Genomic DNA, 20,954 nt, shown 5'->3' with positions numbered 1-20,954 from the left:
TTTGATATGAGAACCTTCGATACATGAACGTCATCGTCGGATAGGGGGAAGACTGCGAAATGATTGGCGCTGGGTCTAGTCTAGACCTACTCTCTTCATGAGGTCCGTGAACCTTGCGTCAGCACGGATCTTCGCGAAGTCAGGGTCCCACCGCCGCTGTGGTACTGAGATGTCGTGTTGGTCATATGCCTTCTGCATCCATTCGTACATCTTCTCAATCTCGCCAAGTGAGAAGTATAGGCTAATGAAGGCGAGAGGCGGAACAAAATGGTTTTTCTGAAGCTCCAGAAATTCACCGAGAATTTTCCTTGCCTCTTCTTGCAGCCCTGCCATGCCAAAACTTAGGCCAAGCCCTGTCTTTACCCAGATGTCGTTGGGCGCCATTCTGAGGGCGTTGACTCCCTCATCGATTGCCGCTTTGTACATTGACTTCGCACGATATGCCTGCATCAAGAAATTTCGTGCGGGCCAGAAGTCTGGCTGTAAGTCAAGGACCTTCTCGCATTGGATGACTGCGTCGTCCCACTTGGATGCATATGCGTAGGCATGTGCTAGATTCGCTCCTATGATGGGAGAAAGTGGATCTAAATCAGCTGCTCGGCGCATCTCCCGTACTCCTTCCTCGAATATACCTGAATACCATATCAGGTGCGTGCCGTACCATTGGTGGGCAGTGGAGTAGTTCGGATTGAGTTGGATCGCTCGGCTGAACTCCCTCTCAGCTCCCTTCCAATCCCATTCGTAATTTGACAAAGAGAGGGCCAGAGAGGTGTGCGCTTCGGCAAGCGTGTCGTCTAGCTCAAGGGCTTTGATGGAGAACTCCTTTGCCTTGCGAAAACTCTCAAGTTGAGGCTGAGGGTCGTATCCCGGAAGCACGGTATAGCAGTCAGCCATCCCGCTGTATGCGAGGGCGAAGGCAGGATCTCTCTCGACGGCCCTTTGGAAATGTTCGATCGCGCTGTGTAGACCTTCCTTGGTCCTCTTGTTCCATTGATGTCTCCCCTTCAGATAAAGTTCGTAGGCCCCTACGTCCTTGGTGGGTTTCCTGTCGACAAGTCCCCCTTCCTTCAGCAGTATCCTCAAGCTTAGTGTGTTTGCTACCTGTTTCGCAATATCACTCTGCAGTGCGAAGATGTCATTCAATTCTCTGTCATAGCTTTGAGACCAAAGAGGCTGATCGTCTCCCACGTTGATCAATTGCACCGTAATGCGCATCCTGCTGCCCGACTTCCTCACGCTACCTTCAAGCAACGACCCAACCCGAAGTTCCCGACCTATCTCATTGACCCTCTTGTTCGTGCCTTTGTAACCCATTACGGAGGTCCTCGAGATGACCTGCAGACCAATGACTCTCGACACGGTTGATATGATCTCCTCTGTCATGCCATCAGCGAAGTATTCATCGTTGGGGTCGGGGCTGAAGTTGGCAAACGGGAGAACAGCTATTCTCCTCTGCTCGGACGGCGGCGATGTTGCACCTTCGTCGTGAATCCATGGCATCACAATCTTGTATAGTTCTATCGGCACGCTGACATTCTTCAAGAGCTTTCTTCCAAGACTCTGCAATGGGAGTTCGAACTTGTTCTGAATGTGGTCGTAAACCTGCTGGCTGAGACAGACGCCTCCATCCTCTGCAAGGGACTCGATTCTTGAAGCAATGTTGACAGCGTCGCCAGAGATGTCGCCTCCGGATTCTACAACGTCCCCGAGGTGAACACCTACTCTCAGATGCACCCTCTTCTCGTCGGACAAGGCGAAGTTGAATTCTCTGGTTGCCCTCTGGACGTCGTAGGCGCATCTCACCGCCTCAAGCGCGCTGGGAAACTCCGCAAGGAATGCGTCGCCCATAGTCTTGACTTCTCTGCCGTTGTGTCTGGCGAAGATCGGTCTCAGCAGTTTCCGTTGTTCTTCAGCCAGAGCTAGTGAAAGCGATTCGTTTTTCTGTCCTAGGGCGGTGTAACCGACCATATCGGTGAACATTATTGCCGCTAACCTGCGTTCGCCTTGAAACAAGGGGTCCCTTCATTCAAGGAGGCCTGGATGATAAAGCCGTTACGGGAGGAAACTGCGCCCTGGCCGGGACCTCCTGGCCAACACGAGGTCCATAGCGAGGCCCCCGACGTACGCGACCAGAAGGGCACAGTTCAGGCCCTCCGGGGGAGTATCTCAGATTCCACCTATTCAGATCACGTCTAGCAGGTGTACGAGGTCGTCGGGAGAGACACCCCGGTGGAGGCCCTTTTTTCCATGTTCAGGTATCTCCCTGCGGTCCTCGTGTCGTCCGGGGAGAAGGCCGAGGGTATAATCACGAAGATAGACCTGCTGGCTGGGACCTAGCGAATCCATTCCCTGCTTGTTCGGGCGCGCTCGAGTCAAGACCTATAACTCACAGCTCAGTCAAGCAAGTGGTTATCCCAGGGTTGGTCTATTGGAGGATACGTTAGGGACTAACATCAGGGTTCCCGGGCTGCTTGCGCTCTCCGAAGGAGAACAGCCTGTTTGGTATGGGAGGCAGAGTTATGCCTCATACGCGGGATCAATCGTCTTCGGTTTCATTATCGTGCTCTTTGTATTTGTCTGGGTTGGAATCTCAGGGCAGGTTGGCTTCCTTTGGTTCACTGTGTTTGCCTTTTTCGATTGGATCCTTGTCCTCCTTTACGTGATTTCAGCGGAGTATTTCGTCTCGAACAGGCGCATCTACATCAAGCGCGGGATTCTCGGTCGGGCATCCCATGACCTCAAGATCGAATGGATGACAGGGACGATTGTCCATCAGGGGATCTTTGGGAGGATATTGAATTTCGGAGATGTATCATTCACTGGTGTAGGTTTCTCAGGGGACGTGAAGATGAATGGGGTATCCGACGTGCTCGTGGTGAAGGGCATCGTCGAGAACGTCATTCAGACCAGCAAGGAACAGTCTCAAGCCCTTCGACAGACCACTATGCAGCAGGTTTCAACCTCTCCAGGTCAAAGAGTGCCTTACCAAATGCCTCGAATTCCAAGCCAGGGAACCAAATTCTGTCAATTCTGCGGATCCAAGATGCCGACCCCAGCCGTATTTTGCCCGAGTTGCGGCAAACAGCAATTGTAATTGGATTCTCAAATAGCGAGCCTCTGCAGGGGCTTCACAACGACAGCCAGGGGACCAGGCTGTCCAGGCGTATATATCGACCGGGCCTTGCAGGCGTTACTTGACCGGCACCAGCCACGCGGATGATTCCACTCTCTCGTCATCCGTTCGGAGGGAAAAACTGGGAGGCAAGCAATTGAAGAGCGCGGACATGAAGGCCATGGGCCTCTCCCCGACACTTTCTCAGGTAAACCGCACTTCGGAGAAGCTGGAGAGAACAATCGGCTTTGTGTGCGATGAGCTGGTCACCGGAGATGCAATCAGGGCTGAGGCTCTGGTCATGGCAGATCGCCTCCCAACCATGAAGCGTGCAGCAGTCGAAGAGGGCCGCCTTCTGCGTCTATATCGCCGGAAAGAAGCATGGTTCTGCGAAAACTGGTGCTAATGATATTGCGGAGGCACTCAAGAAGAGGGAAGATGGCCGGCAACTCCACAGCCGCTGGAACCGCTACCGACTTCAGAGTGCATTTGAGCGAATCTACGCAAGTCTCGATAAGCCGATGCGAGATTGGATAGGAAACATCCCGGTAACTCCAGCGAAGAAGTATGTCGATTTGATCTATAGGGGACTTCAGAGGATGGTTCATCGCGAAGACGAGCTCCAGACGCTGAGGGCTCTGCGGTCCGCGTATTTCGAAGCCATATCGATTTACGACCGCACAATGAAAGCGAGCCCCGATTTTCTCGCATCGCGCAACCCCAGAACAGTGGCAGCACACTGCTGGAATCTCGCAGTAAGAGAAATCGATTGGAAGAAGTTGCGCGTGAGAAAAGAGAATATCGTTGGGGCGAGCCAGATTTCCGAAGCCTCTGGAATCCCGAAAAGGTCGTTTGTAAGTCTCTCGAAGCCGAAGGGTATCAGGGAATAGCTTCCGGGGTATTCTGAAGCATATCCAAGCCATTCTGAGGCCCGTCGGCTTTTTTGCGTACTTTGGCTTGACGTGTCTTAAGACCCTCAGGGATACTATCAATCGATGAAGAGTCTCGTCCTGGCGTTCGATGACGCAGAATTTGAGCGCTTGAAGGAGGCTAAAGGCGCCTTAACCTGGCGGAAGTGGATCCTCTCCTTCGCGAAGGGATCCATGGAGGCCGAGGCGACGTGACCGGAGCCGCGCTGGAGAAAGGGGAACAGGCCGGAGAGAGGATCAAGAATGTCCTCAAAGAGTGTGCGACTCGTGCGGTCCCTGACAAACTGCAGACGTTAGACCGCTGTCTTCGCATCCTCACCAACATGCCATCGGCGGGGCTGACGGAAGAGGAGCTTGCCAAGACGAGGCACATTGTATTGAGCTATCTCGATGCCGAGCTAGGCCTAGACGAACCACGTGGGCAGGAGACTGAGCGGAAAGGAGACGAAGGCTAGGAAAGCATGCACGACTTCTCGGCCATCGCGCTTGAGTATTGGAGCGAAGGGTGGAACGCTATTCCAGTTAACCTCAAGAAACGCCCGCTGGTAAAATGGAGACAATGGAAGAGTCGAAGACAGACGAAGGAAGAGGTTGTCCAGCTGCCTTGGCAGAACGCAGCTGGCGTAGCTGGGATTACCGGGCTTGGCCATGTGGCGGTCGATGTCGACATCGAAAACGTTGAGAAGGCCAAGGGACTCGTCGGCATGCTCCCGGTGACGCGAAAACACCTAACGCCATCGAGAGGCTACCATCTTCTCTATGCGTCAAAGTCACTCTGCCGCTCGATCGACAGGTTCCGGTCCGTTTTTGGGATAGAAGTCCAGGGCGTCGGAAATTACATCATCCTGCCGGGTTCCTTCGATGGGCGATACCAGGTAACGAACCCGGAGGTCCCGATAGCTGTAGTCGACGATTTCGAAGAACTCGTCAACGGATACGCCCGGAAGCTCGGATGGCAAGAGCCTGAACGAAAGAGAAGGGTCAGTGTCCTTCCGACACCCCCGGCGAACCTTGAGCCCTCAAGGTTGATCGCGACGCTCGGAGTCACCTGGGTCCAGCCGACATTCTGTTTCGATGTTGACCTGAACGAAGGCCTGGGGATCGACGACCTCTTGCAGTTCATCAAAGACAACGCTCTCACTGATTGGGACATCTACATGACGCAGCACGGCTGCTACGTCGTAGACCGCGAGCCCGGGATGACCTGGGACCAGGTCCAGTTCCTTCTCGATTCGACCAAGGCCGGGCCGCTCTCGAAGGCCGGTTACATCCGGAACTGCAGAGAGCTAAGGATTAGAGTGGGCCCGAAGTTCTCCAGTGAAAGAAAGGTCTCCGGCCCCCCGCGTCTTGTGGTGTGCAATTGTCCTGGCGGGTCTGCGAAGCATCATGACAAGAGATACGAGCACAGCCGGATCGAAGGCTACTGGACGAGCAGCAGGTGAATGGTAGATGGGCAAGTATCCGAGGCTCGAAGCGTGGGCACACCGTTTCTCGACCCGAGAGGAAGCGGAGCATGATGCCAGGTCGTCGAAGTTCGGGACAGACAAGAGCGGCTTCCTCCTCCCCCAGATCCAGCTGACCCTCAATGAGATCTTCGGGACCGAGAGCAGGATCACGAATGAAGACAAGCAGGCCCTTCAGGTTGGCGTCGGGATAGAGAAGGCCATGGCCAAGCAGACGGAGGTAATGAACCAGATGGAGACCAGGGAGCGGGCGAGGGCAAGAACGGAACTCTCTGAAGTGGCCGAGGAACTCCGGGCCCAGCTGAAGCGGGAGGGCCTGAAACCTGCGATGGACCAAGTGAAAGAGTGGGACTTCACACGAGCAGTCCTAGCGGCGCGTGTCCATGAGGCCGTGAAGAGGGGAGGCAAGGAGAGAACCCGTGTCGTTCTCGAAGCTCTCCAAAAGCAGGGGTTCGCCGATTTCTCATCAGGCTCCAGGGTGAAGCTCTCCAAGCGGGGCGTGGTCTACTACTTCAAGCCACGACACCGCGGAAGGTCCAGGTCGCCTCGATGGGTTCGCGTCGTTCAGAGGGCAGTGAAGAGGGGGGAGGCCGCAAGGAGGCGCATCTCTCAATGAAGGAACACTCTCAGACCAAGAGGAAACGAGTTCGGAAGGCTAACAAGAGCGCAGACTCTGACGAATTGGGGAGATCCTGTCCACGTGACGGAATGCGGCTCGTAAAGGTCTGCGACGATGGCCGGTATCTTGAGTGTCTCTGCGGGTACAAGTTCGACAGTTTCCTTTCGAGGGATGTCGTCGCCCCCGAGACCGATGAAATCAGCCTCGCCGACCTGCTCAGGACATGGCATGAGCACTTTCACATCGAGGATGATGGGCCAATCCTCTTCTGCCTAGCGACCGCCGTCTCTAACCAGCTTGAAGGCGATCCCGTATGGTCCCTCCTCGTAGGTCCACCCTCTTCCATCAAGACCGAGATAATCAGGTCACTAGGGGAAGAGCCAAACGACCTTGTGTTCCCTCTGTCGACCTTGACCGTCAACACCTTCATCTCAGGTCAGCGCAAGAAGGTGGGCCTCCTTCACCGATTGAACGGGAAGATCCTTACGATCAAGGACTTCACGACGATCCTCGAGAAGAGCAGGGACGCCAGGAACGAAATCCTTGCACAGTTGAGAGAGATATTCGACGGCTATCTATCAAAGGGGTCCGGGAACGAGGGAGCCGAGTATCAGAATGTGAAGGCGCGAATAACGCTACTCGCGGGCGTGACCCCGGTCATCGACTTCTACGACACCGTCATGAGCCTTCTTGGAGAAAGGTTCCTGAAGATGCGAGTCAAGAGTGTCGACCCTTTCAAGACGGGCAAACGCGCCAGCAGGGCGGCAGGGAATGAAGATGGAATCAGGCAGAAGATTCGATCACAGACGGCAGCGTTTCTCTCGTCAGTGGAGGTCAAGCAGCTTGAGCTTTCTGAGGAGCAGAGTGACAGCCTAGTCAAGTTGGCCTGCTTCACTGCGAACGCGAGGACAGGAGTACCGAGAGACTGGCGGGGCACGATACAGTATCTCCCGCAATCCGAGGGGATTGCGAGGCTGTACAAACAACTCCTAAAGTTGGCGTGGTGCTTGGTTGCAATCCTAGGGAGAGAAGAGATAGACTCAGGGGTAATGAAGTTCCTTTCTCGCGTGGCAGGAGACACGATAGACGCTAGAAGGGTCTCGATTCTGGGCAAACTTACAACGGAGAGTGCCAAGACGAGTATCATAGGCCAAAGGGCGGGTCTGCCGACCGAGACAGCCAAGAGAGTTCTGGAGGACCTCAGCTTGTTGAATTTCGTCGAAAAAAGCGGCAACGAAGATAAGGGATACGAGTGGTCTCTGGTAGACCCCAGTCAGATTGAAACAAACAAGTACGAAAATGTAACCGACAAGGAGCGCGACGTGGGATTAGGGTTAGTATTCGGAGATGGTGGGTCAATCAGGGTGTCCTCTAATTCAGATGACTAATCATCTCCGAAAAACAACACTAATCATTGAGAAGGCACTACTGCTTCAATCCAGGATTCGGGGCGAAGAATGAGGAGAAAAGTCGGCAAGATAAGGTTCTATCACCGAACAACCGTAGAAACGGCAAGGATGATCCTCCGGGAAGGGTTCCGAGACGATGAGGGGTCTTACTTGACCGAGAGAACTTTCAGGGGTGTGTGGGTCTCGGACCGTCCACTGGACAGCAACGAAGGGACGAAGGAAGGGGCATTAATGGTGCTTGACGTCGACCTCCCACCAAGGCAACTCGCCAAGTGGGAATGGGTCGAAGAGGGAAAAACATACCGAGAGTGGCTCATCCCAGCAAGTGTTCTCAACCAGCATTCTCGTGTGAGGCTCGACCCAGATGGATAATCAATGATAGCTGAGGGACGCCTTCGAGCAATGGGTAGAGACGGGCGAGATTGATGAGACAGACTACAAGACCAACAAACCCATCACCCTCGCAAAGCTGGTCGGAAGACTCTGGAATTGCACTGACGTCATGCCTTCCCTGCCAGCGATCTTAGGAATCGGGCCGTCGCCGCAGGAGAACTGGCTTTGTGCGCCATTAGCCCAACCGACAGGGCCGCGGCAACGTTGATTTCAGAATCGTCCAGAAAAGTGCTCTCCGCTTGACTTCGGCGGGCCCGCTTGAGGGCGAGCCTGAATATCCGAGAGTCAGGCTTCATCATGCCACACGCGTACGAGAGTGTCTCTCCGTCGAACAACGACCTAATGGCATACTTCTCCTGGAGAGACACCCACACAGTCTTGCACATGTTACTGAGCGCATAGACCGAAAAGCCCGCTGAGTCTCGCAACCATTGGACAGAATCCCAGACTTCGGGTATCTTGACAAGCGACTCACCAAGAAAGAGCCTCCTGAAGTGTGCATATGGTATCTCGGTCGACGACGAACCAGAGAATCTTCGCCAAAGTCCGAAGAGGGTTAGCCGATTCAAATCGAGCAACTTGCTGTACTCTACTAACCTGACGTATGCCTTGGAAGAGTCTAGACCATAGTCCTTGCCCAGCTTCTTCGCGGTCAGCGCCCAGGGGTCCGCGATCAGGACACCCCCCACGTCGCAGAAGAGTGCCTTTCCGCTTGCACCTATCGACAATTGAACAAACCCGGCACGGACACGAAATCAACCAAGTCACGACCATAAGGATTGCGCACCCCCGAGGAAATCGGGGTTCCAGCATTCCACCAGAACTGTTTTTGCTTCGGTCAGACCAGTTCCAGAATGCCCCTCTCGAACCTCAGCAGGGGCCTTGCAACGACAGTCAGGGGCCTAAATCCAGTCACAACAAACTCGAGCCTGGCGATTTCACCCCCGTTAACGCGGAAGTGTCTTTTCCGATGTAGTTGGACGTATCAGACTTGCACGAATGACCTTTCTCCGAGGATCAGCTTGTACCCCTTGGGCACCCTCCTCTCACCGTCCGCTATCGTCGAGCTGCTCCCGATCAGGCTGTCCACGATTCTCCTGCCGCTTTCAATCTGGCACTCGTTCATCACGAGTGAGGGAAAGAGCTAGCGCGAGAGGGCACCGGTCAAGTACGCGATGGTGGAGTGCGCCGGGGCTTGCCTTCAGAAGGGCGTGGTGGAGTTCGGCTCTGGCACCGACGAGCTGAAGAAGCAGCTCAAGGAGCAGGAGATGGTCATTGGGGCCTGGGACAAGCCGAGGTACGCTCACCCGGAAGGGCTCCATGACGACCTAGCCTGGGCCTTCATGATGGCGCTATACGTCGGGAGGAGGTGGCTGACGGGGAACGGCACCTGGGCGATCAGACTGTACTAGTCATCTGACACTCCTAGGACTCAGGAGGGCGGTTTGTTGCCATTTGGTTCCAAGTTTGGCAAGACAAGTACCTTGGTCTATGTTTGATTTCAGACTAGCCCAATACTCTGTAAAGCTGATAGTCTGTGAAATCTGATAGTAGGACCAATCTGAGGTCTGTGCTCAGGCCCTGAGGGCTAAGAAAAGTGAAGTTCTGAGCGAGGGAAAGATAGTACTGATATTGACTGTTGACAGGCTTGGGAATCAACAGGTATCTTATGCCATCTTTGACCAAAGCATCTATAGCAATGGATGCGTTGGCCCCGACTAATCCCAGGACTGACGTGACTCCGAACCATCTCGTCATCTCGATGATGGGATGATTAGTGAAGTAAGCTATCGGCAAGGCGTAGAAAGTCATGATACTGTAATTGTCTTTCAGGTTGAGATTAATGTAGCTTATGACTTGAGAGAGATTGTTTTCCCATCCCTGTGGAACGGTCGTGGCAGCTTGTGTATTGCCCAGATTCGCTGAACCGAATGAGTATGCCGGGAAGACAAGAATTAGAAGAATGGCTCCAGTTACCATGATTCTGCCCACGCGACGGGAGTCTTGCGATCGGACTAGGTTGAAGTAGCGAATCGGTACGAAAGCGATGAGAAAGAGGATGGACAGGATTGAAAGACTCTGCAGCGTTGGGACTGCGATGGAAGAAAAGTTGTAACTGAGGAGTTCTACTCCGCCAGAGCCGATGTTCAGAGGGCCTGCCCATAAGTAAAGCAGTGCAAGTGAAGCGAAGAAGACCAGTCTAATGACCATTGAGTTTTGGACCCTCCACGTTCTAGATACGAAACCCACACCAGCAGAGGCCAGCAATGCGATGATTGGTGCGAAGTCATACAAGGGCCTGAGATTCGGACCGACATAAGCGAAATTGAAAAGCCATCCCCATGCACCAATGAGCATCAGCCAAAAAAGAAGGTAAACCGATTTTGTCTCCGATCGTATTTCATGGACGAAGAGAAGACATAGAATGCCTAGAACCATGGGCAAAAGGAAGATGAACCCTGCGTCATAACTGGAAAAAATCACGAAGAGATTCTGGAAAGTGGGTACAACGAAAAGAGGAGCCTGAACGCTAGAATGGGCAATTAGGTTGGAGGCGCGAGCCGCCACCGCGTTAAACCATATGAGATCAAAGCTCACCACCCTGTATTGTACGATATTCCGAATTATGAAGACGATAGTTGGGGCGGACGGGACAATCAGCAGCAGGATTTGTCGCCTGCGGGGGGCAATGAGATTGTCGAACCCCACTCGACGGAGAGTGATGAATGCCAGAACTAATGTTCCAAGAATTGTTGTCTGTGCGGCGACGATTCCTAGTTCAGAGAAGAATAGAATATCAACTACGAAAAAGAAAGTGTAGATTCCTGTAAATACCAAAGCACCGAGTAGAGCAGCCAGATTCCTCTCAAGACTGCGCAAACGAGGCATGATAGCCAGGATGAACAAAGACGGTACGATGAAGAACGCTGTATCCTTTGTCAGCAGCAATAGGCCCAGCGAAACGCCAAGAGCCAGCCATCCGAAGGAATCACTCCACTTGTATCTTCCAACTCTGACGACCAGATACATCGAAACTGTCGCTGCGAAGACGAAACCCATGTCAAGGTAGAGGCTATAGTCGAGAGACATGCTCATTAGGACTGGCAGTGATAAGAAGCAGACTGTTGAAACAAGCGCCAACTTGGAATCTTCGAGTATTCCAAATGAGAGGAGGTACACTCCCAATGACGTAAGAATAACGTATGCCAAGGGAATGATTCTCACGGCTAGTCCGAACTCCATTAGCGAGCCAGAAAAGAATAGGACCGAACCATACATCAGAGGCAATGCTGGTGACAGTGTAGTTGTGAGACCAGTAGCGTGCAAGGGATCGAAGTGCAGGCCGCCAGTCAGCACAATGGACTTCGCTACAGGAAGATAATAGAATATTGCGTCAAACTCCTCGTAAATTGAGTGCGCCGCTATTTCGATGGCTATGACAGCACCCAAGACTGCGATCAGCGCCAAGGCGAGTGTACTATCGAGGTCGATGGATGGGAGCCTGAAGTGAGGCTTGCGTCTGAGAGTTTCGTAAAGGTCGAGGAGGATTGTCGCTGCCCCAATTCCAAGCGAGAACAAGTAGAATACAGCAATCGATGACGTAAGAATTGCGACGAGGTATGCCGCGCTAACCCATGCGAAGTTCCAAACCAAGCTTCCCAGCACCACCATTTCAGTTTTGGAGACTCTCACCCTCCCTAACTTCGCCAGATAGTCCAAGAGGAACGGACCAGGGAGGAAACACATGACGCCAGCGAGGAGGCCGCTAAGAAGCGCCAATCTGATCCCGGCGTAACCTAGCGAGGAAGCGGTCGAATAGGACAAGAATTTCCATCAAGCTATTACCTCTGATATTTGAGAAGGGCTTTCGAGAGCGTGACGCCAATCTTGTTCCAATCGAAGCTTTGTTCCGCAAGGATTCGTGATCTGGCACCCATTTGGTTCAATCTTCCGCTTGACATTTCTTTGAATCTCATTATCGCTTCAATCATTGTATCAGTTTCGAAATCTGGAATTATCATCCCGCAATCACTCCTTCTTATGAAGTCAGGCGGGTCACCTACATCTGTCGACATGATAGGCCTACCCACGGCGGCGTATTCTGCGAATTTTGTGGGGGAGGCTATGTTCATGGATGTGTGCTTTGCAAGAGGAAGTACAAGCACATCACAGGCGGCATAATACTCATTCAGCCTATCTCTGGGTTGGCGTTTGACGATCACGAGGTTCCCGCTTCGCTGACTTGCTCTTCCACCGACGATTAGGAACCCCACTTCCGAATCCTGAATTGCCTGTGCCGTCTTGATCACCTGCTGGACACCCAACCAGTTGTTCGAGGACTTGTCAACGCTCCCAATGTACCCGAAGACAAGCTTCCCGTCCAGCCCAATGCTCTTTCTTAGGTCTCTCGTCTCGGCGTTTGAATGTGGGGTGAAGAAGCTGACATCGACGCCATTGGTGGCATAGACCATTTTCTCCCGTGGAATCCGGTATGATTTGCCTAGCATTATCATCTGAGTTTTCGAAACACAAACAATTGTGTCAGAAAGTGCAAGCTCAAGTCGATTCGCTAGAACCCGCCCCAAGTAACTAGGATTACGCGCTGCAGCCTTCCCGTAGGCCAGACTTTGCAGTCGATATTCTTCGGCCGGGAACCCATGCATGTCGAATACCAAAGGAATTCGACCAAATCCTCCTAGCAGACAGTAGGCCATTGCTTGACTGTTGCCATAAATCAAGTCGTAGGAATCTCCACATGCCTCACCAAGGGTTCTAACCATCGACACCGGGAAATGGAACATTTTCGATAACCAATTCTGTCTTGACAGGGAATAGTTCTCTACGAGTTTGACACTATTCCCGTGAACCCCTAGCTGTCCCAAGATATTCTTGACTCTCCAAGAATATGCGTCGTCTTGAAGTCTCTCACAAACGCTGAGGATTTTCATCTGCTGTCTGCCGGAACAAATAATGCTCAAGATAAGAGTGATGTGGCAGCATGTCATTATGTGAGCACACGTTATGGCAAACGAGCGGTAGGCGACCCATCCTCAGAGCTACTGTTGAGCTAAGAATCTGGGTCCAGTCGCACCAAACTGAGATAGTTACGAACTATTCGGGCCCAAGCAAATTCCGATGGCAGGACTTGGCCAACTCCATTCTGAGGACCTACGCGTTCTAGAAAAGATAGGACTTCGGTTGGGTCAGGATCTCTGGAGTTGAGCAGGACTCTCGGATTCTCAAACCTGCTCAAGATGTACCTATGAGCAGGAATATCTGACAAGACTAACGGGAGTCGACAAGAAGCTGCTTCTAGAACCGCGAGAGGCAGTCCTTCGTAGCAGGAGAGAGAAACGTATGCGTCTGCTCCTCTTAGAAATCCAAAGACTTCTGCCTGTGAGCACTCCCCCATGATGTGGACATTTGTAAGCGACCCAGCTTGCTTCGCCATACGTAGGTGAAGGTTGCCAGTTCCTAGGATCAGAAGGTGAGTTTTTGGTTCCAAATTGTGGATTTGGCCGAAAAGGCGCAACAACAGACCAACTTGCTTAACTTCGGAAATGCGACCGGAGTAAACCAAGATCCGTTCGTCGTCACCGCTTGGCGCATGGCACAAATCAAGAAGCTTTGCCCGCATGTTGTTCTCAATCAATGCATTGTTGCTCAGTGTGCCTATGCCATTGGGGACAGTCTGTACAGGATAATCGAGCCCGTTAGAGCGGAGTTCAGCCGCAACCGAGGGAGAAACTGCAGTTACCATGACGCTCTTATTGCATGAAAGTTCCCTCAGGAAGCGTTTCTGAAGTGTGCTAGCTAGCCTGTAGTAGGATACGAGTCGAACATGACCGTGAGACTTGAATGCCTCGTAGTACCCAAGATAGCTGCTGTGGAATGTAATCATTAGGTTCGTGAAAGAAAACAATTGGCGAACATTGACGAGCAATGGTGAGTGCATCCAAACCAAATCGTAATCTTGCCTTCGTGCCGCCGCTTTACGTGAGGCCCGTTCCCAAAAGGGTATCAGCCCTGCGATTCCGGGTAATCCGGATTCTACAGTCATGCAAGGCGATTCCCGACTCCCTCTGCTAATGAGATCTACCCCTATTCCAAGTGTCTCCAGTTCTGTCTTCAAATTAGAAACTACATTCCCAATGCCGCTCCCAAAGGGAGGGTACTCGGGAGAAATCAAGAGAACCCTCTTCATTCTTGTTTCACGAGAGCTCCACCGTTCACCGAGGTCACCTGACGCGAAGTCTTCCCTTGATAATGCTACGAATCGACTCCTCCGGGCTGACGAGGGTACTGAGCCCCAACAAAATGTTGGCCTTTTTGGTGTCGGCTTCGAACTTACTCTTCTCCCATGGTCCGAAGAGTTCGTGCAGGCCATCGTCCACCACCTCGACCCTGGGTCGCGTATTCCCTTCCGTGAGTCTGAGAACCTCTCGACGCACCACGAAGGCCAATTCGCGGATAGTGATTGGCTTCGGATATACTACATTTACGACATGATTCAAGCTGTTACCGTCCTTCAGAATCTTGCCTTGGACTATCATGTCTGAGAATCTCTGAAACGCTTTGGTTACGTCATTGACATCAACGTAGAGCATGGGTCTGTGCATGCTGTGTTTGTAAGGGGTAATCGGCTGACCCTTCAATCCCTTCTGGATGAACAAGTTTGCGACAGTCAGCGCGGGCATCTCTTCACCTAGAACAGTGCCCATTCGGATGATTCCAAAGACCTTTGGTGAAAGCTCATCAAAGTACCGTACGATTGACTCTTGGACAATCTTCGAGATAGCGTAGAGCCTGGCTCTGTCCTCGACCTTGTCCGGCCTGTATCCGAACCCCTCATCTACCATGCCATCGATGGCACTCTCTCCGATTGTGTGCCAAGTCCCAGCAAGAATTAGGCCTCTGATACCGGGGTTGTCCTCGACTGCTTCGCAGACATTCTGGGTTCCCAAAACGTTCACATCATAGCCGAGCCTCTTCTCAGAGTTAATCGCTGGTATCTGAATGATCGCAGTGTGGATTACCAAGTCTACGTCCGCCAGTGATTGTCTGACCTCCTTCGGATTCCGGATATCACAGGCTTTGAACTCCACCCCCCTGGCCAGGTTGGAGCGTTTCTGGTCAACAACAATCGTTCGATATTTCTTCGCCATTCTGGCTGCAATGGACGAGCCAATGAAGCCTGACCCACCAACGACAGCTACAGTATGGTCCGACATGATCTCCCCTTCTTATACCATCGAGAGAGCTTCGAGATAGACGTTCGAAAGCAAGTCCAAAACTAGTTCCCAGGTGTAGGTATCAAGGACTCGTTTCCTCCCGTGCTGACCGAGCTTCTTCCCAAGATCAGAATCACCGACAATCGACAGGACCGATTTTGCCATGGCCGCTGTGTCTCCAGGAGGAACCATAAGGCCATCGAGTCCGTGTTCGACCACTCCATTTAGACCAGGCAGGTCAAAAGACACTATCGGCAAGCCTGACGACAGCGCTTCCAGGATCACCTTTGGAAATCCTTCACGCGAAGACGTGAACAGGAAAACGGAGGCTCTGCCCATCCACTCGGAAACGACTTCTCTTGATTGACGCCCCAGAATTGAGACCCTATTTTGCCAATCGCGACCAGCTATCGAGTCATGGAGGAGTCGTCGCAGAGGTCCATCCCCTATGATGACGAAGCGCGTCGTCTTGTCACCTTCAATGACGAGATCGATGACTTCGGCGAGGTGCCGAACTCCCTTCTCAGGGACCATGCGACCTACCCAAAGGATAGTTTTTTCATCTCTGTGCGGTCCAGGACTGAACAATTCGGCGTCAACAGCGTTGGGAACGATTCTAATTTTCTCTTGAGGGCAGCCGAAATGGGCCATCGTATCTGCGTCCCTCTTTGTCAGACATACAACCACGGTGGCGTCAGCGAGCGCCCTCGAGGCTACCAAACGGAGGTACGCTTCTTGAAGCAGGTTGGTGACATTATCACGCTGAGCCATCACTCCATGGACTGTCAGTACCGAAGGTATACCCAGCTTCTTTGCAATTCTGATGGCCTGAAAGGAGGGAAGGAACAGATGCGAATGGGCATCTATCAGGCCTGGATTGCAACTCGAAATCTCAGTGTCCAAGCTCGGAATTAGCGGGTATTCAGAGAAGAGAGGCCTTAGGGCGAGGTTCACTCCCCGAATCCTCTTCACAGTGAAATTGGGATTGATACGTTCAGTCACACTCTGCCTGTTAGCCACGTTCCATGTGAAAACCACGATTCTTCGAGTCTGTGACTGCCGCAATGACAATTCATATGAGCTGAACGGGTCGCCTACAACTTGAGGGGAGAAGACATGAGAGACCCTAGCTATCGTTTCCGAAGGGCATCAACCCAGGATTTGAGTCGTCTTCATTGAGACTTAGTGCCCATCCTTGTCCAATTCCTACTGCTCAAGCACGTCCTTCCCGGAAGAGGCTGACCATCGTCCATACTATGAGGGCGACCACAATGAGCAACACGCCAACGACGCCGAAACCGACGGTGAGGAGCGCAAGAGGGATGCTGAAGTATCCCTCTGCGTTGAAGAGCCGTAACAGGAAGAGTCCGGTGGCGAGTGCGATTCCAGAGAGAATCACCCCAGGGATACCGTAGAGCATGAGCGGATGCCTGAAGGTCAACTGCTTGACATGACCAAACAGCACGTCAAGTCCATGCCCAACCGGGTTGTGCTTCGAAGTATTCGTGTCATACTTGATCCTCGACGAGATCTCCTGAACCCGGAGCCCCGACTCCCTCGCTTTCAGCAGGATCTCGGTGCTCGCGGCCATCCCCATTTCAGCGGGAAGGACCTTGAGCAAAGCCTCCCGTGTATACGCCCTGAAACCCGATTGGCTGTCTGTTACTCCCATTTTCTTGCTCCGTGCTACGGAATTTATGACTTCGATTCCAAACTTCCTGTATCCGGGGGTAGCTGATTGGCCCTCCAGGAACCTGGATGCTATGACGATGTCTGCCTTGCGATTGATGAGAGGCTCAATCAAATGCTGTATGTCGTCAGGGTCGTGTTGGCCGTCAGCGTCTAGCGAAACAATCAAGTCGGCCCCAAGTTGAATCGCCTTTTCGAACCCGCTCCTCAGGGCCGCCCCATACCCCATATGTGTGTCGTGTTTCACCAAGACTGCCCCCAGTCGCTCCGCAATCTCAGCTGTCATGTCCGTGGAACCATCATCACAGACCACTACTTCATTCGCATGTTTCTGTGCGGCGATAATGACCGCGGCAATGTTCCTCTCTTCGTTGCAGGCCGGGATGGCCACCACTATTCGCGTGCTACCCGCCTGCACGCGCCACCACGTTCTGGATAGTGAGCCTGAGCCCCTCCTCAAGGGAGACTGCTGGCTTGAACCCGAGCAGCTCAGCCGCCTTCTTGACATCCGCAACGCTCTCTTTGATCTCCCCTGGCTGAGCGGGACGGTAATCTGCCTGGATTCCTTCCTTCCCGAGGCTATGTCGCAGCATGGTGAAGACTTCGTTGACCGAGAAGGCCTTCCCGCTCCCGATGTTGTAGGCCTCACCAGACCCGCCTTCGGCCCTGAAAGCTCCCATGAGGCCTTCCACGGCGTCTTCCACGTACACGAAGTCCCGCCGCTGCTCCCCGTCCCCGTAGATGACCGGAGGGATGCCCCCGGCTAGCATCGTGGCGAACCTAGCGATGACGCCACCGGAGTCTCCTTCTGCCTGGCGTGGACCATAGACGTTGAAGAGCCGAAGACAGATTGATGAGAGGCCGGAAGAACTGGCAAAGGCGCGAGCGTACCCCTCCGCCGCCGCCTTGCTGGCCGCGTACGGGGACATCGGGCTCACAGGGTGGTCCTCGTCTATCGGGAGTTTAAGCGGATTCCCATAGACGGCGCTGGACGAAGCGAAGATGACCTTGGCTACCCCTGCCTCGACGCCGGCCCTCAGGACGTTGAGCGTCCCCGTGGCATTGACCTCATGGGTCGCGCCTGGGTTCTGAATCGACCAAGATACGTTCGCGATTCCAGCGAGGTGAAACACCGCCCCCATCCCCTCGCTCAGGTCTCTCAAGGTGGAGTAGTCTCTGACGTCCCCCTTGACGAACCGGACCCTCGACGATTCAAGCTGCGCCCTTATGTTGTCGAGGTGTCCCGTCCAAAGGTTGTCAAGCACGACCACACTGAACCCCTCGCCGGCGAGTCTGTCTACGAGATGGCTACCAATGAACCCCGCTCCCCCCGTCACGAGGACCTCTTGGCCGTTCAATGTATCGTTCGACCTCCTTTGCAGATCCGTAAAGTCACCCTGTTGCACACGTTACCAAGGAGGGGCCGTGCTCAGCGAAATATATGAAGTGCGGGGCGGTGTAGCTGAAGACCAGGGGGGCGGTCAAAAGTGGTACTATCACCACCAGAACGGCCAGCAACCTTGTCTGTGAGAACCCTTGGAGCCTTGGGATGTTGCCCACCAGCCATAACATCCCGAATGATGAGACGATGGGCAGAGGAAAGAGGAGAAGCGCCCTGTCGGAGAAGGAAATCGGGACCTGGGCGACGTATCCCAGGACCCCAATCCCCAGGGCCAAAGCGGACCAAGAAAGCAAGAGCTTCGTCAGGTATCCCTCGGAGGCCTGGGCCTTGTATCGCCACGCCAAGGTCCCCAGCCCGAGTATCGCCAACCCTGCCCCAGGCCCGAAGACCTCCAACCAGTAGGCGGGGAGGACGCAGTACTGACCCCCGAGACCCCCGGCCACCCCCTGGAAGTACGCGAGGGTGAAGGGGGAAGCTGTCAGCGCCCCTGCCACTACCATGAACGAACTCCATCTCCACGAGCCAGAACTGGTCTTCCATCCCAGCGGCACGAAAGCAACAAACCAAGCCGCAATGAAGAAGTCCGTCGTCTCAACGTGGGCCGCGCCCGCAACTACAACCAGGGCCAAGAACCCCCCAAGAATAGGCCCTGAGGCCTCTCCCCTTCTCGCGGCCCGGATGAGCAGCGCCGAAGCTAGGATGAGGAGTGGAAACGCGAACAGGTTCGCGTGAAAATCAGCGCCCATCCTGTAGACCGCGAACCACCCGCCCGAGAACGCGACCGAGAGTATCACGACCCTCCAATCCTTCGACTCCAGGGCAAGGATTCCAGTGGCCGCGACCAGTGCGCACGCTAGAAGAATCGGGAGGACTATCTCCACGATGTCGGCTGAGGCTCCCAGATACACGGGGACGCTGGCCACGATCGGATATAGGAAATCGACGTAGTGCTGAGACGCAGCGAACTGCAGAGGCCCTGAGGCGACGACCTGGTTGATCCAACCGACGTAATAGTAGGAGTCGTACCCGAGAGGGATCCAGTTGTGCCCATGGGCATAGTTCGCGTACCAGAAGAATCCCGCCACAGTCCCGACGCCGACGACAAGAGAAAACAGCCAGACGCGCCTCAACACCTTCTCATCGGGAGCAGGATCGTCTGATGGTTCGTTATGAGGTGAGAGGGCCGTCTAAATCAACAAGATTGTCTCGGGGAGTTCCAGACCTTCTGAAAAACCCTACAGCTACGGGTATACGACGGTGACAGAACCAGGGCCCGGGACCACAAGTATATACACGGTAATCGTTCCGAATACAAGTATGATCATGATGACTGCTGCCCACACTATCGGCGCGAGTCCACGTTTCGTACTGAGGAGTGCAAACTTCCTCTCGATGGAAAGGGTCAATCCTTTGAGCATCGCCATGAAGTAGCTAATCAGATTCCTCATCATCTCACCTTGTCCCATCGCAGGTACTTCCTATAAAAGTCGGTCGGTCATTTTAGTCGATTTGGGCCCCCTCTCACTTCATTGCGAGGGAAGCTGACGTGCCCTTTGTCGCTCCTCCACAGGGGTGCACCCGGGTTTCCCCAGGCTACGGCCGCGGCCAAGAACGCCCACGCTATCTTCATCGCCTTCATCAGGCCGGCGCAACCTCGGTCAGAACACCACCCCTGGGCCGCGAGACTAGTTCGCAAGGAAGCTAATGGGGTTAGCTCCTCTCTATCCTAGTAAGGAAAGTCCCGGCCAGGGCGCACCGCTTGCCATCTTCACTCTGCCAAGGGCACAGATAAAAGGTAACTTTCGCCCGTCGAGCTAGTGCCTAGTCGCAATCCCAACAGCCTTCTCCTCGCCTTCTTCGGAATCATCGTCATAAGCGGGAGTGTCTACGTTGCCGTCAGACTGAGTAACTTCGAACTGCCGCCTTTCTGGGGCGCTGGTCTCAGATTCTCGGTATCTTCTATCCTGTTCATTGCAATCGTCGCCATGCGAAGGATTGCTCTGCCGAGGGGAAAAGCACTTCTGGGAGCATTGGTCTACGGGGTCTTGGGCTTCGGAGCAAGTAACGCCTTCTTCTATTATGCCCTTGTGAATGTGCAAGCTGGGCTGACCTCTGTTATCTTTGCGCTGGTTCCCCTCTCGACACTCTTTCTTGCTTCTGCTCAAAACCAAGAGCATCTGGGATTACGTGGGATCATGGGCGCACTTGTCGCGCTGGCCGGGACAGCCATAGTGTTTCAGGCGCAGCTGACGTCACGCATCCCACTGCTCTCGCTCTTGGCCTTGGCAGGCGCAATTTTGTGCAGCGCAGAAACGAGCATCGCCCTCAAGCACTTCCCTCAATCAGATCCGTTTGCGACACTTGCCGTGGCGATGACAACCGGTTCGCTGATGCTTCTTGCGTTGTCGGCTCTGGTGGGCGAGGCATGGCTGTTGCCAGTCCAGCCGACCACTTCCATTGCATTTGCTTACTTGGTCCTCGTCGGTTCAGCTTCCTCCGTACTCTACCTCTATGTTCTGTCTGGGTGGACTGCGACTGCAACCAACTACTCTTTCGTTCTCGTTCCGATTGTGACAGTTCTTCTTGCGGCGTTGTTTGAGGGGGAAGTGGTTAACCTCGCATTCATAGCGGGAAGTGCGCTCGTCCTGCTCGGAGTTTATTTAGGTGCACTCTTCAGAGTCGGAAAGCCCAGCCGCTAAGGGGTAG

At 53.6% G+C, this 20,954-nt stretch carries 22 protein-coding genes; 11 read left to right on the top strand and 11 right to left on the bottom strand.

Features of this window, described 5'->3' with window-relative positions:
- Nucleotides 1–75: 75 nt before the first annotated feature.
- Entirely contained in the window at nt 76–2,013 is a 1,938-nt protein-coding gene (locus tag OK438_01140) for a hypothetical protein (protein ID MDA4124043.1), read from the bottom strand.
- A gap of 186 nt (nt 2,014–2,199) precedes the next feature.
- On the opposite strand from OK438_01140, the gene OK438_01135 reads away from it, so the two are divergent.
- The 9 genes from OK438_01135 (at nt 2,200) to OK438_01095 (ending at nt 7,904) form a co-directional block, all read left to right on the top strand.
- Entirely contained in the window at nt 2,200–2,337 is a 138-nt protein-coding gene (locus tag OK438_01135; protein MDA4124042.1) for a hypothetical protein, read from the top strand.
- 91 nt (nt 2,338–2,428) lie between these two features.
- Nucleotides 2,429–3,094 (top strand): PH domain-containing protein, encoded by a 666-nt coding sequence (locus OK438_01130; protein MDA4124041.1) that lies wholly within the window; start codon nt 2,429–2,431, stop codon nt 3,092–3,094.
- Between the two features lie 347 nt (nt 3,095–3,441).
- On the top strand, nt 3,442–4,002 hold the full coding sequence (locus OK438_01125; GenBank protein MDA4124040.1) for a hypothetical protein: 561 nt from the start codon (nt 3,442–3,444) through the stop codon (nt 4,000–4,002).
- 105 nt (nt 4,003–4,107) lie between these two features.
- The gene (locus OK438_01120; protein ID MDA4124039.1) at nt 4,108–4,236 is read left to right on the top strand and encodes a hypothetical protein; all 129 of its coding nucleotides are present in this window, start codon (nt 4,108–4,110) and stop codon (nt 4,234–4,236) included.
- Nucleotides 4,233–4,496 (top strand): hypothetical protein, encoded by a 264-nt coding sequence (locus tag OK438_01115; GenBank protein ID MDA4124038.1) that lies wholly within the window; start codon nt 4,233–4,235, stop codon nt 4,494–4,496. The genes OK438_01120 and OK438_01115 overlap by 4 nt, the downstream gene beginning before the upstream one ends.
- Before the next feature lie 6 nt (nt 4,497–4,502).
- A complete protein-coding gene (locus OK438_01110; protein MDA4124037.1) occupies nt 4,503–5,483 on the top strand; it encodes a bifunctional DNA primase/polymerase in 981 nt (326 codons plus the stop codon).
- A 7-nt stretch (nt 5,484–5,490) separates the two neighbouring features.
- On the top strand, nt 5,491–6,120 hold the full coding sequence (locus tag OK438_01105; protein MDA4124036.1) for a hypothetical protein: 630 nt from the start codon (nt 5,491–5,493) through the stop codon (nt 6,118–6,120).
- On the top strand, nt 6,117–7,511 hold the full coding sequence (locus tag OK438_01100; protein MDA4124035.1) for a hypothetical protein: 1,395 nt from the start codon (nt 6,117–6,119) through the stop codon (nt 7,509–7,511). The genes OK438_01105 and OK438_01100 overlap by 4 nt, the downstream gene beginning before the upstream one ends.
- A gap of 69 nt (nt 7,512–7,580) precedes the next feature.
- Nucleotides 7,581–7,904 carry a hypothetical protein gene (locus OK438_01095; protein ID MDA4124034.1) on the top strand — a complete coding sequence of 108 codons (324 nt, stop codon included), beginning with the start codon at nt 7,581–7,583 and terminating at the stop codon, nt 7,902–7,904.
- Between the two features lie 128 nt (nt 7,905–8,032).
- Here the strand turns inward: OK438_01095 and OK438_01090 are convergent, their stop codons facing one another.
- Nucleotides 8,033–8,653, bottom strand: coding sequence for an HAD-IA family hydrolase (locus OK438_01090; GenBank protein MDA4124033.1), 621 nt, complete (start codon nt 8,651–8,653; stop codon nt 8,033–8,035).
- Nucleotides 8,654–8,910: 257 nt separating this feature from the next.
- Nucleotides 8,911–9,051 (bottom strand): hypothetical protein, encoded by a 141-nt coding sequence (locus OK438_01085; protein MDA4124032.1) that lies wholly within the window; start codon nt 9,049–9,051, stop codon nt 8,911–8,913.
- Nucleotides 9,052–9,100: 49 nt separating this feature from the next.
- On the opposite strand from OK438_01085, the gene OK438_01080 reads away from it, so the two are divergent.
- Complete coding sequence (locus OK438_01080; protein ID MDA4124031.1) at nt 9,101–9,337, top strand: hypothetical protein; 237 nt, start codon at nt 9,101–9,103, stop codon at nt 9,335–9,337.
- A gap of 94 nt (nt 9,338–9,431) precedes the next feature.
- On the opposite strand, the gene OK438_01075 is transcribed toward OK438_01080, so the two are convergent.
- From OK438_01075 to OK438_01040, 8 genes are all read right to left on the bottom strand, one after another.
- Nucleotides 9,432–11,750, bottom strand: a complete 2,319-nt coding sequence (locus OK438_01075; GenBank protein MDA4124030.1) for a glycosyltransferase family 39 protein — start codon at nt 11,748–11,750, stop codon at nt 9,432–9,434.
- A gap of 17 nt (nt 11,751–11,767) precedes the next feature.
- On the bottom strand, nt 11,768–12,874 hold the full coding sequence (locus OK438_01070; protein ID MDA4124029.1) for a glycosyltransferase: 1,107 nt from the start codon (nt 12,872–12,874) through the stop codon (nt 11,768–11,770).
- 1,290 nt (nt 12,875–14,164) lie between these two features.
- Nucleotides 14,165–15,157 (bottom strand): NAD(P)-dependent oxidoreductase, encoded by a 993-nt coding sequence (locus tag OK438_01065; GenBank protein MDA4124028.1) that lies wholly within the window; start codon nt 15,155–15,157, stop codon nt 14,165–14,167.
- 12 nt (nt 15,158–15,169) lie between these two features.
- Nucleotides 15,170–16,195: a glycosyltransferase family 4 protein gene (locus OK438_01060; GenBank protein MDA4124027.1), complete on the bottom strand. Its 1,026-nt coding sequence runs from the start codon at nt 16,193–16,195 to the stop codon at nt 15,170–15,172.
- Between the two features lie 175 nt (nt 16,196–16,370).
- Nucleotides 16,371–17,264 (bottom strand): glycosyltransferase family 2 protein, encoded by an 894-nt coding sequence (locus tag OK438_01055; protein ID MDA4124026.1) that lies wholly within the window; start codon nt 17,262–17,264, stop codon nt 16,371–16,373.
- Nucleotides 17,251–18,204 (bottom strand): SDR family NAD(P)-dependent oxidoreductase, encoded by a 954-nt coding sequence (locus OK438_01050; protein ID MDA4124025.1) that lies wholly within the window; start codon nt 18,202–18,204, stop codon nt 17,251–17,253. The genes OK438_01055 and OK438_01050 overlap by 14 nt, the downstream gene beginning before the upstream one ends.
- 34 nt (nt 18,205–18,238) lie before the next feature.
- Nucleotides 18,239–19,378: a hypothetical protein gene (locus OK438_01045; protein ID MDA4124024.1), complete on the bottom strand. Its 1,140-nt coding sequence runs from the start codon at nt 19,376–19,378 to the stop codon at nt 18,239–18,241.
- Nucleotides 19,379–19,489: 111 nt separating this feature from the next.
- Entirely contained in the window at nt 19,490–19,714 is a 225-nt protein-coding gene (locus OK438_01040) for a hypothetical protein (protein MDA4124023.1), read from the bottom strand.
- A gap of 351 nt (nt 19,715–20,065) precedes the next feature.
- Here OK438_01040 and OK438_01035 point away from each other — a divergent pair, with 351 nt between their 5' ends.
- Nucleotides 20,066–20,947 (top strand): EamA family transporter, encoded by an 882-nt coding sequence (locus OK438_01035; protein ID MDA4124022.1) that lies wholly within the window; start codon nt 20,066–20,068, stop codon nt 20,945–20,947.
- Nucleotides 20,948–20,954: the final 7 nt, after the last annotated feature.

Source organism: Nitrososphaerota archaeon (assembly GCA_027887005.1).
Taxonomy (GTDB): domain Archaea; phylum Thermoproteota; class Nitrososphaeria; order Nitrososphaerales; family Gagatemarchaeaceae; genus UBA183.
The sequence above is the reverse complement of the archived record's forward strand: the minus strand, read 5'-3'. Positions and strand labels throughout refer to the sequence as shown.